The organism is Pseudomonas sp. TREG-RG-20F-10-E-6-01, from assembly GCF_022662455.1.
In the GTDB taxonomy this organism is placed as follows: Bacteria; Pseudomonadota; Gammaproteobacteria; order Pseudomonadales; family Pseudomonadaceae; genus Aquipseudomonas.
On record NZ_JAKNQP010000019.1, the window covers coordinates 37,076 to 55,137 of the forward strand.

Here is an 18,062-nt window from a genome sequence, read left to right on the forward strand (position 1 = left end):
GAATCTGAAAATGGATGTTCGCCACTTTGCCTTTCTGGCCCGCCAACCTTCTGCTGCCCTGAAGCGCCGGGACGCGTTCCTTGGCCTGCCCAAGCGCGGCCTGGTGCTGATTCTGGCCAACGCGCTGTTCTGGCAGCCGTTGCTCGCCCAGGCCGAAGGCATTGTGGTCAGCAATCCGGCCACCAGCGTCGGCCAGGCCGGCAATGGCGTGCCGGTGGTGAACATCGCTGCGCCCAATGCCAGTGGCTTGTCCCATAACCAGTTCAAGGACTACAACGTCGGCCCCAACGGCGTGATCCTCAACAACGCCACTGGCGCGGTGCAGAACACGCAGCTCGGCGGCTACATCGTCGGCAACCCGAACCTCAAGGGCGGCGCCGCCAACGTCATTCTCAACGAAGTCAACGGCGGCAGCCCCAGCCAGCTGCGCGGCTACACCGAAGTGGCGGGCCAGTCGGCCAAGGTCATCGTCGCCAACCCGTACGGCATCACGTGCAGTGGCTGCGGTTTTATCAACACGCCCAACGTGACCCTGACCACCGGCAAACCGGTGATGGACAACGTCGGCCGTTTGGACCACTACCAGGTTGACGGCGGCGCCGTGACCATCGACGGCGAGGGCCTGAACGCCAGTAACGTCGACCGCTTCGAAATCATCACCCGCTCGGCCAAGATCAACGCCCAGATCAACGCACGCGAACTGGCCGTAATCGCCGGGCGCAACGACGTCGATGCCCAAAGCCTGAAAACCACCGCACGCGCCGACGACGGCAGCGCCAAACCCGAACTGGCCATCGACTCCAGCGCGCTGGGCGGTATGTACGCCGGCGCGATCAAACTGGTGGGCACCGAAGCCGGCGTGGGCGTGAAGCTCGACGGGACGTTGGCGGCCAGTGGTGGGGATATTCAGCTTGATGCCAATGGGCATTTGAGCATGGCGCAGACCGCCGCCAGCGGCGCGGTCAACGTCAAGGCCGCGAGCCTGGATGCCAAGGGGCCGGTGTACGCCGGCACGGCACTGGACGTGCAAACCCAAGGCGATCTGACCAACCGCCAAAGCCTGGCCGCCCGTGACCGCATTGCGCTGTCCAGCGGCGGCACGTTGACCAATAGCGACATTATCGAAGCTGGCGTCAACACCGATAACACCCGCAACGCAGCGGGCGACGTCAGTCTGCGCGGCAAGACCGTCAACAACACCGGCACCAATGTCATCGCCAGCCGTACGTTGAGCGTCGATGCCCAGACCCTGAACAACCAGGGCGGCACCCTGAGTGCAAAACAGCACACGCAGATTACGGCAGGCACAGTCGACAACCAGAACAAAGGCCGCATTCTGAGCAACGGCGGCCTGGCCCTCACGGCCGATCGCCTGCAGAACACCCAAGGTGGGCTGGTCACCAGCAACGGTCCGCTGACCGCAGTTGTCGGTGAGTTGCATAACCAGGGCGGCGAAGTCTCCAGCCTGGACACCGCAGCGCTGACGGTCACCACCCTCGACAACGTCGCGGGGCTGGTCACGGCGGGTAAGGCGTTGAGCCTTAACGTCGGCAGCCTGAACAACCAGGGCGGTCTGGTCACCAGCCAAGGCTTGGTCAGTGTGGCCGGTAACAGCCTGGACAACCGTGAAAAAGGCTTGGTCGCCGGCGTCGAGGGTGTGCAGGTCACTGTCGCCAACATCGACAACCGCAACGGCGAGCTGTCCAGCCGTGCGGGCGTGCAGGTCACCGGCACGCAACTGGATAACAGCGATGGCGGGCTGGTGATTGCCGGCAGCGGCGCAGGCCTGAATGTCGATCAATTGTTCAACCGCAACCAGGGCCTGATCAGCAGCGAAGGGCTGTTGAGTGTCACGGCGCGCAACGTGGCCAACAACGGCGGTACGCTGTCCAGCGCCGGCCCGCTGACCCTCAACGCCCTTGGCGCGGTGGACAACCAGGGCGGGCGGCTGGTGACTGACGCCCGCCTGATCCTCAACAGCGCGAGTCTCGACAACAGCCAAAAAGGCACCCTGAGCGCACGTCAGGCCGCGCAGATCACCACCGCTGACCTGAACAACCAGCAAGGCGGTCAGATCACCAGCGCCGAGGCCCTGACCCTGGACCTCAACCGTGGTCAGCTCAATAACCAGGGCGGACTGATCAACGCGCCGCTGCTGATGCTCAACAACCTCAAAGATGTGCATAACCAGGGCGGCGAGATTTCCAGCAGCCAGGCGTTCACACTCACCGCCGACAACCTGGACAACAGCGGCGGCAAACTGCTGAGCAATACCGCGCTGACCTTGCGCATCGGCCAGGCCCTGGCAAACGTCAAAGGCATGATCGCCGCAGCGTCGGTCGACGCGCACGCCGCCAGCCTCGACAACAGCGGCGGTACACTCACCAGCCGTGGCGACACCGTACTCAACATTGATGGCCGCCTGACCAATCGCGATCAGGGCCTGCTCAACGCAGGCGCTGCCCTGACACTCAACAGCGCCGAGCTGGATAACCAGAATGGCTCACTGCTGGGCAGCGCAATTGCCCTGGACTTCGGCAACGCCACCGGCGACCTGAACAACGCCGGGGGCCTGATCACCACCGCTGGCAATCTGACCATCAACCATCTGCGTGACCTGAGCAACGGCGGTGGCGAACTCTCCAGTGCGCAAACCCTGGACCTCAGCGGTCGCACGTTGAACAACAGCAACGGCAAGCTGATCAGCAATAACCTGCTGCTGCTCAATGCCACAAACCTGATCAACCAGAACGGCTTGATGTCCGGCTGGCAGGGCCTGACCGTCAGCGGCGCGAACCTCGATAACCGCAACAACGGCACCTTGTCGAGCCGTTATGGCGACCTTAATGCCACACTCACCGCCAGCCTGCTCAACAGCGGAGCGGGTGCGCTGGTGAGTCAAAAAGCGCTGTACGTGACCGCCGCCGAGCTGGACAACAGCAACACGGGCGTACTCTCCAGCGCCGCCGGCCAACGTCTCAACGTGGGCGGTTTGCTCAACAACGCCCAGGGCGGCGTGATCGACAGCGGCGCAGCCCTGAGCCTGAACGCGCAAAACCTGGACAACAGCGCCGGCAGCATCAGCGGCGGCACCGCCACCACCCTCGACCTGCTCGCGACCCTGACCAACACCAATGGCAAGTTGTCCAGCGGCGGCCCGCTGCTGATCAGCCGTGCCGCGCAGATCAACAACCAGGGCGGCCAGATCGCCAGCCAGGGCCTGTTGACCCTGCTGACCGGCGGCCTGGACAACCGCAACCGTGGCACGCTGGCCGCCAACGACCGCTTGAGCCTCACCGCCAGCGGCCTGGTGCAAAACGGCAACGACGGCTTGATCTACAGCCAGAACGCCGACCTCAGCCTCACGGCCAACCGCGTGGAGAATGGCAAAGGCACCGTGCAAAGCCAGGGCGGCATGACCGTCGACGTGGCCGACGCGCTGGACAACCAGAGCGGCAAACTGATCGCCCAGGCGGGCGATTTGAGTGTCAACGCCGCCAGCCTCGACAACCGCGGCGGCACCCTTGCCAGCCTCAAGGCCGCACTGCAAACCCATGTGGTCGGCGTGCTGCGCAACGGTTATGACCTCAACAACAACCGTCAGGGCGGCGTGATGCAGGGGCAAAGCCTCAACCTGCAAGCCGGCAGCGTAGACAACTATGGCGGGCGCATCGCGGCGCAGGGCGGCAACGCACTGGTGACCACCGGCAATTTCGACAACCGCAACGGCGGGCTCTATGCCAAAGGCCTGATGCGCGTGGTCGGGCATGACGTTGATAACAGCGGCGACAACGACGGCCAGATTGCCGGTCAACAAATCGACCTGGACCTGAGCGGCGCACTTAACAACCGCCTGGGCATCATCGAAAGCGAAAGCACCCTCAAGGTGCGCGCTGCCAGCCTCGACAACCAGACCGGGCGCCTGCGTGCCCTGGGCACGGCGGGCACCACCGAATTCGCCATCGGTGGCCTGTTCGACAACCGCAACGGTGTGCTCGAAACCGCCAACAACGACCTGACCCTCAACGCCGGCAGCCTGCAGAACCTGGGCGGCAACGTACTGCACGTGGGCACAGGCAACTTCGGCATTGCCCCCGCCAACCTCAACGACGTGGGCGGCAGCCTGGTCACCCGTGGCGACCTGACCATTAGCCAGGGCCACTGGACCAACAGCAGCGTGATCCAGGCCGGGCGACTGACAGTCAACGTCGACACCCTCGACCAGACCGCCAGCGGCCAACTGCTCGGTGCCCGACGCTTCGTCGGCAGTGGCGCCAATTGGAACACCCAAGGCCTGATCGCCAGCGACGGCACGCTCGACCTGACGTTGAGCGGCGCCCTTAACAGCAGCGGGCGCATCAGCAGCCTGGGCGACCTCAACCTCAGCGCGGCACAGGCCACCCTGAGCGAAACGGCAAGCATCGCCGGCGGCGGCATCACTACCGCCAACATCGCCGGCACGCTCAACAACCGCGGGCGCATCACCGCCGCCACCGACCTGGTGCTTAACGCGGGCGCGATCAACAACTACGCGACCCTGGGCAGTGGCCAGCGACTGACCGCTACCACCGGTGCGTTACTCAACGATCACGGCCTGATCTTCAGCGGCGGCGACATGAGCCTGCGTGTCGACGCGTTGAACAACAGCTACGCCGATCTCTACAGCATGGGCAACCTGAGCGTCGACCGTGACGGCAAGGGCGGCCTGGCCAGCAGCATCATCAATAGCTCGTCGAGCATACAGAGTGATGGTGACCTGAGTCTGGCAGCGGCAGTGATGCGAAACGAGCGCGCGGTGCTGACAACCAACGACGGCGGCATTTATACCGCTTCGATCACCGAAATGCCCTGCCGACGTGGCGCCGAGTACGCTGGCGACTGCGAAGGCCCGAAGGTCAACCACTTGTGGGAGGTTGTGCAGCGCGACAAGCTGGAAGTACTCCAGGCCAGTGCGGCATCGCTCATCAGTGCGGGAAAAAACATCACCCTTACCGGCGGCCAGTTGCTTAATTCAAGCAGCAGCATCGGCGCCGCCGGTATGATTAACATCACGGTCAACAACTTGACCAACACCGGCATCGAGACTGGCGAAACCGAAACCTGGCGCTTGTTCCGCTCCAAGCGCACCCGCGACGCGAGTGACTGGTATGCGTTGGCGGCAGACTTCAACCGCAAGTACTCGGTTGGCGGCGCCGCCTACAACCCCAATGATCTGGGTGGCCTGGAAGCAGCCATGGCCGCTTTCATCGGCACCACTGAACGGGAAAGCGTCTCGCTGCGCCGCGTCACCAAAATTGCTACGGGCGACCAACGTTACGCCGGTATCATCCAAGCCGGCGGCGCGGCCAATGTAATAACCCAGAACAATATCGATAACACCGTGGTGCGTCCGGGCTACACCTATGTGGGTGCGGGCGCCAAAACCGCGACAGATGCCACGGGCGCCAGTGGCGCAGCCGGTTACTCGACGCGCGTCACCCTTAACCAGCAACTGCCGCCTGACCTCGCCCAACAGCAGATCAATCCGCTGAGCCTGCCCGGCTTCACCTTGCCCAGCGGGCAGGGCGGGCTGTTCCGCCTCAGTGGCGAAAGCGCCAGCGCGCCGGCCAGTACCGGCCCGCAAGGCTGGACCCTCGGCGGCGGCGGTGTAGACCGCACGCCGGTTACCGGCCCGGTCTTACCCGGCAGCGGCACCTCGGCCGACGGCGTGGTGATCAACCGTGTGCAAGGCCTGCCAGACAGCCAGTTCGTCTCCAACCCACAGAAATACCTGATCGAAACCAACCCGCTGCTGACCAACCTCAGCCAGTTTTTAAGCTCTGATTACATGCTGTCCAAACTGGGCTACGACCCAGACCAGGCCCAAAAGCGCCTGGGTGACGGCCTGTATGAACAACGCCTGATCCAGCAAGCCGTGATCGCGCGTACCGGCCAGCGCTTCATCGATGGCCAGACCAGCGACGCCTCGATGTTCAAGTACCTGATGGACAACGCCATTGGCACCCAGCAGGCGCTTAACCTGTCGGTGGGCGTGAGCCTCACCGCCGAGCAAGTCGCGGCCCTGACCCACGACATCGTGTGGATGGAAAACGCCACCGTCGCTGGCCAGCAAGTGCTGGTGCCCGTGCTCTACCTGGCCCAGGCCAACAACCGCCTGGCGCCCAACGGCGCACTCATCACCGGCAGCGACCTGAACCTGGTCAGTGGCGCCGACCTCAACAACGTCGGCACCCTGCGCGCCACCAACAACCTGGCTGCCAGCGCCGGACGCAACATGGTCAACAGCGGCCTCGTGCAAGCCGGCAACCGCCTCGACCTGCTCGCCGGCAACAACCTCACCAACCGCGCCGGCGGCATCATCGCCGGGCGCGACGTCAGCGTCAGCGCAGTGAATGGCGATGTACTCAACGAGCGCACCGTCACCAGCCACCAAAGCAGCAGCGGCTACCGCACCGAGCGCACCGACTTCGTCGACAACGCCGCCCGCATCGAAGCCGCCAACACCCTCACCCTGCAAGCCGGGCGCGACGTCAACAGCACCGGCGGTGCCTTCAAAAGCGGCGCCGACCTGGGCGTTCAAGCCGGGCGCGATGTAAACCTGGCCACCGCCGAACAGCGCAATGCCAACACCGTCAGCACCAACATGCGCAGCAGCAGCGCAAACCAGTACGGCACCGTGATCGAAGCCGGGCGCGACTTCCAGGTGGTGGCTGCGCGGGATATCAGTGCCATCGGCAGCCAGTTGAATGCCACGCGTGATCTGGCGCTGGTAGCCAAGGGCAATGTGAACCTGGCGTCGGCGGCGAATGAACAGCATTCGGCGTTTAATTCCAAGAAGGTCACCAGCCAGGAAGACCACGTCCAGCAAGTGGGCACATCGTTGGTGGCCGGTGAGAACCTCTCCCTCAGTGCCGGCAACGACCTCGTGGTCAGCGCCAGCCGTGCGAGTGCCGGCAAGGAAGCCTACCTGTACGCAGGCAATGACCTGGCGTTGAACGCTGCGCAAGACAGCGACTACAGCTATTACCGCAAAACCAAAACCAGCAAAGGGTTGCTGTCCAGCACCCAGAAAACGCGCATCGACAGCAGTAACCAGATCAGCCAGCAGGGCTCTTCCATCAGCGCTGATACCGTGGTTGTGCGTGCCGGTCGGGACATCGGCACTACCGCCAGCGACGTGGTTTCTACCAACGCCACCAGCCTGATTGCCGGGCGCAATGTGGTGATTGATGGGGCGACGGAAACCTTTGAACAAAGCCATTCGTCCTCGACCAAAAAATCGGGCTTGATGAGCAGCGGCGGCATCGGCGTTACGTTGGGCTCAAGCAGCAACCAGAACACCTTCACCAGCAGCACCGAGACCACCCGGGCCAGCAACATCGGCAGTGTGCTGGGCAGCGTGGATATTCAGGCTGGCAAAGACCTGACCATTCGCGGCTCTGACGTGGTTGCCGGTAAGGACATCAGCCTGGTTGGGCAAAATGTCAGCATCCTGGCTTCCGAGAACAACAACCGCAGCGAGCAGACCTCCAAGAGCAAAACCAGTGGTTTGACCCTGGCGTTGTCCGGCACCGTGGGTAGCGCGGTGGACTCCGCTTATAAGACCGCCAAGCAAGCCAAGAACGAGGACGACGGCCGCCTCTCGGCGCTGCAGGGTGTGAAGGCAGGGTTGACGGGCGTGCAGGCGTGGCAAGCGGCGCAGCAGAATGGCGGCATGACCGGTGCTAACGCCGGGGAATTTGTCGGCATCGCCATCTCGCTCGGCTCGCAAAAATCCAGCTCCAAACAGACCCAGGAGCAGACAGCAAGCCAAGGTAGCAGCCTCACCAGTGGCAATAACCTCAGTATTGTAGCCGCCGGTAACGGCACGCCTGGCGCAGATGGAGACATCCGCGTTCAGGGCAGCAAGCTCCAGGCCGGTAATGAAATGCTGTTGGCAGCAGAGCGTGATATCCGCCTGGAAGCAGCCGCCAACACACAAAAACTCGATGGCAAGAACAGCAGTGGCGGCGGGGCCGTAGGCCTTAGCTTTGGGGCGAGTTCCAATGGTGCTGGCCTTAGCATCTTCGCCAATGCCAACAAGGGCACCGGCAGCGAGAAAGGCAATGGCACAACCTGGACGGAAACGACGCTGGATGCGGGCAAGCAAGTCAGCCTGATCAGTGGGCGAGACACCGTCCTCAAAGGTGCGCAGGTCAGTGCAGATCAGATCAAGGCCGCGGTAGGCCGCGATCTTATGCTGCAAAGCCTGCAAGACACCGATGACTACAAGTCCAAACAAACCGATGTCAGCGGTGGCGCAAGTTTCACGTTTGGCACCATGACGGGCAGTGGTTCGCTCAGCATCAGCAAGAGCAAGATCGACTCCAACTATAAAAGCGTGCAGGAGCAAACCGGCCTGTTCGGCGGTAAGGGCGGCTATCAGATTGATGTGGGCAACCACACGCAACTCGATGGCAGCGTGATCGCCAGCACTGCAACAGCGGACAAAAACCGCCTGAGCACCGGCACCCTCGGCTGGAGCGTTTTAAAGAACAAAGCCGACTACACAAGCCAGTTGCAGAGCGCCAGCGTCAGCAGTGGCGCAAGCAGTGCGAACGCCTTCATCAGCAATATGCCTTCCGGTAGCTTGATCGCGTTCAATCATGGCGACAGTGACAGCGGCACCACGTCATCGGCCATTTCCAACGGTACTCTCGACATCCGCGACCCTGCTAAACAGCAGCAGGACGTTGCAACGCTGAGCCACGATGTTGAACACGCCAACGGCAGCATCAGCCCGATCTTTGATAAGGAAAAAGAGCAGAAGCGCCTGCGCCAGGTGCAGTTGATTGCGGATATTGGTACTCAGGCAGTAGACATCGTTCGAACCCAAGGCCAGATCGATGCTGATAAAGAGGCGCGTGCTGAACTTGATAAGCGTGGCATCAAGGAACCTGGAAAAGATGCCAAAAAAGAGGACGTCGACGCCTACAAGAAACAACTGATTGCCACTGACGCTTATCAACGGATCATGGCGGACTACGGGGTCGGCGGCAATTACCCGCGTGTAGCGCAGGCGGTGACGGCAGCATTGCAAGGGCTGGTGGGAGGCGATATCGGTTCAGCCATTGCGGGCGCATCGGCGCCGTACATGGCGCAAGTCATCAGGAAAACCACCGGAGACAACGCTGTACTCAACACCATGGCGCATGCCGTATTGGGTGCGGTGGTGGCGCAGGCGCAAGGCAACTCTGCGGGAGCGGGGGCTGCGGGAGCTGCGACGGGTGAATTCATCGCCCATCAGTTGTATCCGGGCAAGAAGACAATCGAGTTGACGGAGGAGGAGAGAGAGACGGTTGTTGCACTTTCGGGTCTAGCAGCAGGGTTGGCTGGGGGGATTGCTGGTGGTGATCTGGGCGGTGCGGTTACTGGGGCAAAGGCGGGAAGCAATGCGGTGGAGAACAACTCCCTCAGTGATATTGCAGAAGCATTAGCAGAACGTAAAACACTTGAACAAAAGGCCGAAGAGCGCGTCAAGGCTGAAAACGAGCGATACAAGGAGCAAAACTGTGCAGGAATGAGCGCGGATGCGTGCTCGGCGCAAATGTATGCTGAGCGTCGCGAAACACTTGCTTATACCGTGGCGGGTGTTGGAGCTGTAGCCGGAGCAGTGCTGCTCGGTCCTGCCTTGTTAAATTCCTGTGCGATGAACCCAGCTGTTTGTACCGAACTGTCATTAACAGCAGTTGAGTTGCCCTTTGGTGCCGCAACGGCTGGCGGTACAGCGTTGGGTGTAGGAGGATTTGGTAGTCTTGCGGCCAAGGAGTTAGCTGCTACTGCGGATGCTGCGGCTGCGGCGCGAAATGTCGAGACCGCAAAAGGTAGCGCTCTTGATGCAAAAGGCGCTGCGTCTAAGAATGCGAATGCAACAGGCATGCTTACGGATTCGGAGACTGCGGTATTAACCGAAAGATATGTTATCGAAGGAACGGCTAAGGGCGCTGCACCAAAAGTGGCGGCAGAGGGAAAAGTAGGAGGTCAGACCTTCCAAGACGTCAATCAAACCGCTCGTCCACTCAACGAGGCGGACCCGAAAATACCTTCGTTGATCACGGATAGGATTGCAGATAAAGCCGCTGCGAATCCTGGCAAACTTTATCCAAACGGAAATATGAAAGATGCCCACGCTGAAATCGGTGTGATCCAGCAAGCATATAGCTCTGGTAAAACTGCCGGAGCGGACATGTCTATGACAGTCGCAGGGAAAGATGTATGCGGATTCTGCAAAGGTGACATAGCCGCTGCCGCAGAAAAGGCTGAGTTGAAATCTTTAACCGTAAGAGCTATAGATGATAAAACAGGACTTCCGAAAAGCTATTACTGGGAGTCAGGTATGAAGTCTATTAAGGAGAAAAAATAGATGATCATCGGAGGGTATACCCTTAGTCCTGAGCACGGCAGATCGCAAATCCCTCTCATTGATCAGCCGACCATGGAAGATGTAAGGTCCATTATATGTGAATATAGTAAAGTCGACGGCGTCGCTTCGTTGTCTATTTCCCCGGCACCTGAAGCCGGACCTTACGAAATCAATCTTTATGCTGATTCTGGAAATTATATTCTGATGCTGAACCAATACCTTGATGATGGTGAGCATGTTGTGCGTACTCTTAATAATACGTCGACTGGAGCAAAATTGGTTGATGTTCTGGGCGATTACTATCCGGAGAGTTTTGTCACAAGAAATATAGAAATCGTTATTTCTTGTTTTCAAGAATTTTTGAGGTCCGGTGATGTAAGCTTTGCAGTGTTGAATGCTTAAAGTAAAAAAAGGAAATAGGGGTCAGACCACGGTTTTGTTTTTTGGAGTTCAGCAGAGTTGCTCTTTAAAAACATGATTTATTTTTGTAATTATTCCAATCTGTTGGCCTGTTGAAGGGCGGCTAAGCTGTAAGCTCTTATCCAGTTAGGGGTTTATATGGCTCGCCGTCCTGGGGTTTTACTGCCGGATATCCCGTTGCATATTATTCAGCGGGGAAACAATCGGTCTGCGTGTTTTTATTTAGATGAAGACTATATTTTTAGAAGAATCGTGGTCTGACCCTTATTTTCCCCCTGTGTTTACTATTAGCCCAAATGAATTGAAGGGGGTTCTTCAGAGTAGCCCAGTCGTAAAGTCACCTGTTACTGCGCTACCAGATGGTCAATTTGTAAGGACCGTTGACACGGGCAGAGTCATCGGAACTACTACGCTGAAAGATGGAGGTGTTCCTACCTCTGCGATAAAAGTATTTACCGATAAGGCGGGTAACTTGATAACGGCTTTCCCAGCTAAGGCAGTGAACTAATGCGAACTCTCCCTGTGTATGTGTGGCGTGAACTTCAATTGGCTATGACACTGCTGGATGAGAATTCATCTTTAAGGGAGGCTCTTGGGGTGATTCTTTTGTGGATTAGAGATAACTACAAATACTTCACGGTTGAGCCGTTTTCGACCTATGGGATTGATGAGTTTTCGCATATTGATGAGAATTTGATGCCGGTTGAATTTTCGTCATTTCTACCTGGCGATATAGCTCATTTAAAGAAAGTGATTTTTGGGTGTCAAGCTAATGAAGCAGAGCTTATTGCGAGATTTTTACGTGACACAATGGAAGCGTTGGTGACTGTCGAGACCGATAGACAATGCCCTAGGTGTCAATCCGACGGGATGCGTATTTTTGTCGGTAAATATAACGGGTTGCTTGCTTATCAGTGTAACGTCTGTGGTCACTCCACTTATTCAGATGGTTCTAAGGTGGGTGGTGGAGAGTTGGAGTTTGTGAGTGAGAAAAGATTGCGAGAGCTCAACATGATCTAATGGTGCAAAAGATGCAGGGTCAGAAATAGGGGTCAGACCACGTTTTTCGTTTTTTAGAGTTCAGCAGAGTTGCTCTTTAAAAACATGATTTATTTTTTGTAATTATTCCAATCTGTTGGCCTGTTGAAGGGCGGCTAAGCTGTAAGCTCCTATCCAGTTAGGGGTTTATATGGCTCGCCGTCCTAGAGTTTTACTGCCGGATATCCCGTTGCATATTATTCAGCGGGGAAACAATCGGTCTGCGTGTTTTTATTCAGATGAAGACTATATTTTTTACATCGATACATTAGCCGTGCTTGCTGAATTGTACGGCTGTAAAGTTCACGCATTGTGCTTGATGACAAATCATGTTCATTTGTTGTTGACTCCCAGCTGCTGCGCAGGGGCCGGCCTGCTTATGAAGGGGCTGGGGCAGCGCTACGTTCAATATGTCAATCGAACATATCAACGAACGGGCACGTTGTGGGAAGGCCGTTTCCGCTCCTGTTTGGTTCAACAAGACAACTATGTTTTAGCTTGCTATCGATATATCGAAATGAACCCTGTTAGAGCCGGTATGGTTGCTCATCCGGGCGACTATCGCTGGACCAGCTATAGGGCAAACGCACAGGGCGAGCTGTCAGGCTTTATAAGCCCGCATGCGGTTTATAACGAATTAGGTAGCGGCACCGCGCAACGAGCCGAAGCTTACCGGTCTATATTCAATGAACGACTTTCACCTGGGCTGATAGAACAAATTCGATCTTCTACAAACGGTAATTATGTTTTGGGCGATCAGAAGTTTGCGTCCGAGATCGCGCAGGCGTTAGGTAAAAGAGTTTCGCAGGGCGTGTCAGGACGCCCGAAAAGTGTCAGTTAAAAGAATAGAGGAATAGTGGTCTGACCCCTATTCCCCTCTTAAATCAGATGTCACGGGAGAGGTTTTAGAGGGGCAAGTTGGAAGGGCATTGAGCGAAAAAGGGATGCTTTTGGATTATCAAAGCAAATTCAGATCTGGTTTTGTTGATGGGAGGCCTGTGGGGATTGGCGAGATTGACGCTGAAACACCTCGTTTTATCATTGAGGTTGCCAGCAGTCCGAAGCCTGGAAAAATCGAACAGTTACAGAAGTTACAAAATAACACTATGCTTAACCCTGATCGTAAAGAAGTCATACTTTTTGCTCCGAACGTGGTTAAGCCGCAGCAGATCAAAGCTTATGAAAAGGTAGGGGTTAAAGTAATTAATAGCGTCGACGAGTTATTCGAGTATGGAGCCAAAAAAAGGGGGGTTATAGCTGTGAGCAACTCAGCATCAATTATATCGGATGTGGTAATTGATGAAGACGCGTTCGCTGATTTTCTCCACGCTATAGGTGGAGTCGTCAGCGCGGGTAAACGTAGTCGTGGAGTATTGATCTGGGGTGAGGCCACTTTGTATGTGTCATTACTCACCTCCGAAAAGTTCATAGGTTTTTATGATGCGCAAGATATTCTCGATTGGGAAACTTTGTTGGGTGCCACACCGAGGACAATGATTGAAATGCAGTTGGGACACTCAAAAGGGTCGATGGAAATGTATTTATGGTTGGCGTACGAGTTTGGTAAAAAATGGAATTGTGTTGTTGATGATGTTAATTCTGTGACCATTAAGTACTCTGAAATCTGTGACAGGTATACAAGACCGAGCGTGAAATAGGGGCATGAAATAAGGGTCAGACCACGGTTTTGTTTTTTAGAGTTAAGCAGAGTTGCTCTTTAAAAGTGTGATTTATTTTTTGTAATTATTCCAATCTGTTGGCCTGTTGAAGGGCGGCTAAACTGTAAGCTCTTATCCAGTTAGGGGTTTATATGGCTCGCCGTCCTAGGGTTTTACTGCCGGATATCCCGTTGCATATTATACAGCGGGGAAACAATCAGTAGAGAAAGGGGAAGGATTTATTTAATTTTCCGAGCCCTTTGTTGCTTAAATAAATCTATCCCCTTTTCGCCTATAACCGCTTGATATGTGAGCCTAGGAGTCGTCTTGAAAATACTTTTGTTGACCCTTTTTTCTGCTCTATTGCTGAGTGGCTGCGGCTCTGCGCGCTATGAGAAGCCTATCCCCTACGACCAGGCCACCACCGCACGTATCCGTCTTTTTGGGAATAACGGCTTGCCTGTCGCCATCAACCCCGGACAAGACTGCGCGTCGAGTAAAGAACCTCTTTTTGCCTACGGTTATACCGTTGCGGATAAGGTCAATTCCACCTTGGGGCAACACACCAAGCGAAGTGTCGGAATGCCCGCTTCCTGGAGGAGCGAGCACCTGAGCTATGGCGAGTCTTATGCCGAGTTTGTGATCCCTGCGGGTGTGCCGTCTGTGGTTGTGATGAAGATGGTTGCCGCCGAGGCGTCTTGTGTGCCTGATCCACGTGTATTTGTTCCTGAGGCAGGTAAAGATTATGAGGCGTACCTACACAGGCAAGACTGGCAGTGCGGTGGCGTGATTCGACTGCTCTCTGATCTAGAGACGCCTGGTGCTATCGCACACGTTCCGTCGAATAGTTGCGGGAGAAAATAAAGGTAATTGGCGGTTTGGGCTAGCAGCTGTTCACGCTTTTAGCGCTGCGCCAAGGTTGCATAGGCAACAGGCCACTTTTACTGCCCAGGCGTGGCCCGCACCTACTCACTGCCTCACCGTTAACAGGGCAACTCGTCAGCCGCCCTGTCGCGGTCAGTTGACGCTGTTAAGTCTGCGACTGATGACATCCAGCAAATCACACCCATCACGCAGCGGAATAGCCAGCAATTGGGCGAAGTCTTGAAGCACCACGGCATCGCTGCTGAGCTGTTCGCGGAAGGCCAGGTTTTCCAGCAGTTGCGTGACGGCGCGAATCCGGTACGCGGCGGCGTCGTGGAGCACGTCGAGGGGTGCACTGGTGTCGATAAGCAGAGCGGGGACGGTGCAGTCGTGGCCCGTTAGGGGCATGTATTGGTTCATTTTCAGTACTCTGTTGGTGGATTAAGCCACCACGCATTCGTCGCCAAACGAATGGGTGGCAGCTGTACGCAGGTTGGCGAACCGGAACAGAGTAACCGGCAGACCCGAAGGTCTCCCGCGCACAGCCGCCATAACATGCACAGCTTTGCGGGTGCAAAAACACCTGCATGGAAGCGGGTTGCTTTTGCACTCTGTTGTCAGGTCGCCAAACCTGATCGCCATATGGGCGACGGGCCGGACTATAAGCCCCGCACCCAAACCCACGCAAGGCATCAACGCCCTGACTCAAACCCCTGCGTCCTATCCCCAACCCCCACCGACGCCAACGCTTCCCGCCGTCTGCTCACGGGTATTACGCAAATCCCCAGTCGTTTCGGGAAGCGTCCTACCGCAAAAGGAACCATTTCCCTCAAGCCCGGGTCTTTACCCCGCCCACCCGCAACCGGTCGGGCTGCATGGACTGCAGCGTTTTCAAAATACATTAAGGATTAATGTGAACCTCGCCTCCCTATTCCCTTTTCTGCCACCACCGGCTGCGGTGCGTTTGCTCGCGCCTGCGTTTCAGAAAGGCGCCTTGGGGGCATGCACTCGGATCAAGTGATCCTTCGCTCAGCACACCTACAGCCGCCGGGCTTATTGGCGGCTTTGACTGTAGTTCATGGAGTTTGAAATGAAGCGTAAGCCGTTCCAGAAAACCCTGTTGGCCTTGATGGTCAGCGCAGGCGCCGCGCACGTTGCTGCGGTGGAATTTGACGTCAGCAGCGGCCAGAACACGTGGAAAGGCCAGGTGTTCAACGAGCCTGTGACCTTGGTCGGTTCGCGCAATGTGGTGGCGACCCAGCGTTATGTCGATGGGGCGAGTGTTGCCGAGACCGATATTCAGGGCTCGCTGATCAACCGCGCCGACTACACCATCGATGGCAGTGGCCTCAACATTCGCGGGTTCGTGGTGGATGGTGCGATTGACTCAGATCTCAGAGCCCGTGGCGGCATTATCACCGGCGATGTGGTTCAGTCCGGTGTGATCAGGCTGACCAACCAGACCTGGGCCGAAGGGTTTGAGGTAGGCGCCGCCACCGTCGGCGGCAACGTAATCAACACTGGCACCATCATCACCGTCGACGTGCCGGGTTCCGGCCCCGAGAGCGATGGCGAGGGGATCTACCTCAACGGCACCACCGTAGGCGGCGATGTCGTCAACTCCGGCCTGGTGGACGTGACGTCCTACTACGGCTTCGGCCTGATCCTGGACACCCACAACAATTTGCCGGTGACCGTCGGCGGCAAGATTCTCAACTCCGGGACCATTCGCGTTACCGGTGAGGAGGCACTGGGCATCGAGGTGGAAACCGACACCAGTGACCTGCGCATTGAAAACAGCGGGTTGGTGACGGTCAATGGCGGCCTTGCCAGAGCGGTTCGGTTCGACTCCGGTACTTACGACTATCTGCTCAACACTGGCACCATCGAAGCTAATGGCGCCAACGCGGTCGCTGTCAGCCTGCGGGGGGCGACCTTTACCTTGAACCCACAGACGGGCGCGCGCGGCATCGTCAACCGTGGCCTGATCAAGGCCGACAGCACGGCGATCCTGGTGGATGCGCGGTACCAAACCTCGCCTTTCGAAATCAACCAGCAAGCCGGCGAGATCCGCAGTAACGCCGGCACCGCCATCGACGCCGCCAACCTCGCCACGCTGAACTGGACCGGCGGCAAAATCACCGGCGACCTGCTCAACTTGAGCGCGGTGAATGTCGCGGGCCAGGCTGATTTCGTCGGCCAGCGCATCATCGCGCCGGTCTCGGTCAACGCCGGTTCGTTGAACCTCTCTGCGCCGGGCACCACGATCACCGGCGACCTCAACGTCGCCAGCGGCGCGGGCATTGATATGCACTTGGCCGACAGCGTGGTGCCGACCACGCCGTACCTGACGGTCAACGGCACGGCCAATTTTGCCCAGGCCTCAAAGCTGACCGTGAGCGCCAACCCTGGCGACTTCACCCGCACCAACAACGGCACCCAGTACACACTGCTGCAAGCCAGCAGCGTGCAAAACAACGGGCTGTCTGTTGCCAGTTCTTCATCGCTGCTCAACGTGCTCAGCTACTCGGCGGATGCCCAAACGGTCAAGGCTGTCGTCGCGGTTAAAGACAACCAGCAAGTGCAGCAGGAACTTGCCGGTGCGGGTGCCACCGCCGCAGCGGCGACGGCGGTCAATACCTTCAAGAACGAGGTGCTCGGCGGGCTGAACCAGAACGACCTCGTGTTCCAGTCCCTCGCCAACGCCGGTACTGCGCAACAGCTTGCTCAGGTGAGCGAGCAGCTCAAGCCAGACGTCAACCGTGGCGCGCTGGATGTGGCCTTGTCGGGTCAAACCGTGATCAACGGCGCGATCTTCAACCGCCTCACTGATCAGCGCGAAGGCCATCAAACCGGCGGTGTGTGGGTGCAGGGCCTGAGCAGCAACATGGACCAGGACGGCCGTGGCGGTAACAACGGCTACTCGGCCAACAGCAGCGGCATGGCGGTGGGTGTGGACGGTCGCTTGAACGACACCACCCGCTTGGGCCTGGCCTACAGCTACCTCAACTCCAACATCCATTCCGACCTGGGCAACAAGACTGACGTCGAGGGCCACGCGCTGTCGCTGTACGGCAACTGGGCGCTGCAAAACTGGTTTGTCGACGGCAGCCTCAGCTACGGCCACAACGACAACGACAGCAAACGCCATGTGGCGGGCACCACGGCCAAGGGCAGCTACGACAGTAATGTGTTGGCGGCCAGCGTGATCGGCGGTTACAGCTTCAAGCCGTCGCAGGCGGTGGTGATCGAGCCGCGCGTGGCGGCACGTTATGCCAACGTGCGCATGGATGGCTACGACGAGAAGGGCTCTTCGGCAGCGCTGAGCACCCGCTCGCAACGCTATGAAGTGGGTGAGCTGGGCGCCGGCCTGCGGTTGGCAGGCAACCTGCCGATGGGTGCTGGCAAGCTGCAACCGGAAGCAACCCTGATGGCCTATCACGACCTGATAGGCGATCGCGTCGCGCAAACCTCCAGCTTCGTGGCGGGTGGCTCGCCATTCACCGTCACCGGCGCTTCGGTGGCGCGTGACAGTTATGAAGCCAGCGTGGGCGTGAACTACCAGGTGTCGGACTTTACCGTGGGCGCGAGCTACACCCGCCAGGCGCGCAGCGGGTTTGACGCCGATGGCGTAATGCTCAAGGCGCGGTATGCCTTTTAAGCGCTGACGGCGTGGCTCG

Annotated in this window: 8 protein-coding genes; 7 read left to right on the top strand and 1 reads right to left on the bottom strand. The window is 57.9% G+C overall.

The features are described from left to right. Nucleotides 1-10 precede the first annotated feature (10 nt). From L8K08_RS28735 to L8K08_RS28760, 6 genes are all read left to right on the top strand, one after another. Nucleotides 11-10,402: a hemagglutinin repeat-containing protein gene (locus L8K08_RS28735; protein ID WP_242201720.1), complete on the top strand. Its 10,392-nt coding sequence runs from the start codon at nt 11-13 to the stop codon at nt 10,400-10,402. Continuing rightward, a complete protein-coding gene (locus L8K08_RS28740; RefSeq protein WP_119738319.1) occupies nt 10,403-10,804 on the top strand; it encodes a hypothetical protein in 402 nt (133 codons plus the stop codon). It begins immediately after the preceding gene. Between the two features lie 525 nt (nt 10,805-11,329). Then, nucleotides 11,330-11,842 carry a hypothetical protein gene (locus L8K08_RS28745; protein ID WP_242201722.1) on the top strand — a complete coding sequence of 171 codons (513 nt, stop codon included), beginning with the start codon at nt 11,330-11,332 and terminating at the stop codon, nt 11,840-11,842. A 169-nt stretch (nt 11,843-12,011) separates the two neighbouring features. Further along, the gene (locus L8K08_RS28750; RefSeq protein WP_242201724.1) at nt 12,012-12,701 is read left to right on the top strand and encodes a transposase; all 690 of its coding nucleotides are present in this window, start codon (nt 12,012-12,014) and stop codon (nt 12,699-12,701) included. An 88-nt stretch (nt 12,702-12,789) separates the two neighbouring features. Further along, nucleotides 12,790-13,518: a hypothetical protein gene (locus L8K08_RS28755; protein WP_242201725.1), complete on the top strand. Its 729-nt coding sequence runs from the start codon at nt 12,790-12,792 to the stop codon at nt 13,516-13,518. Nucleotides 13,519-13,845: 327 nt separating this feature from the next. Continuing rightward, the gene (locus L8K08_RS28760; RefSeq protein WP_242201726.1) at nt 13,846-14,382 is read left to right on the top strand and encodes a hypothetical protein; all 537 of its coding nucleotides are present in this window, start codon (nt 13,846-13,848) and stop codon (nt 14,380-14,382) included. Between the two features lie 153 nt (nt 14,383-14,535). On the opposite strand, the gene L8K08_RS28765 is transcribed toward L8K08_RS28760, so the two are convergent. Next, nucleotides 14,536-14,790: a hypothetical protein gene (locus L8K08_RS28765; RefSeq protein WP_242201728.1), complete on the bottom strand. Its 255-nt coding sequence runs from the start codon at nt 14,788-14,790 to the stop codon at nt 14,536-14,538. Between the two features lie 682 nt (nt 14,791-15,472). On the opposite strand from L8K08_RS28765, the gene L8K08_RS28770 reads away from it, so the two are divergent. Then, nucleotides 15,473-18,043, top strand: coding sequence for an autotransporter outer membrane beta-barrel domain-containing protein (locus L8K08_RS28770; RefSeq protein ID WP_242201730.1), 2,571 nt, complete (start codon nt 15,473-15,475; stop codon nt 18,041-18,043). Nucleotides 18,044-18,062 lie beyond the last annotated feature (19 nt).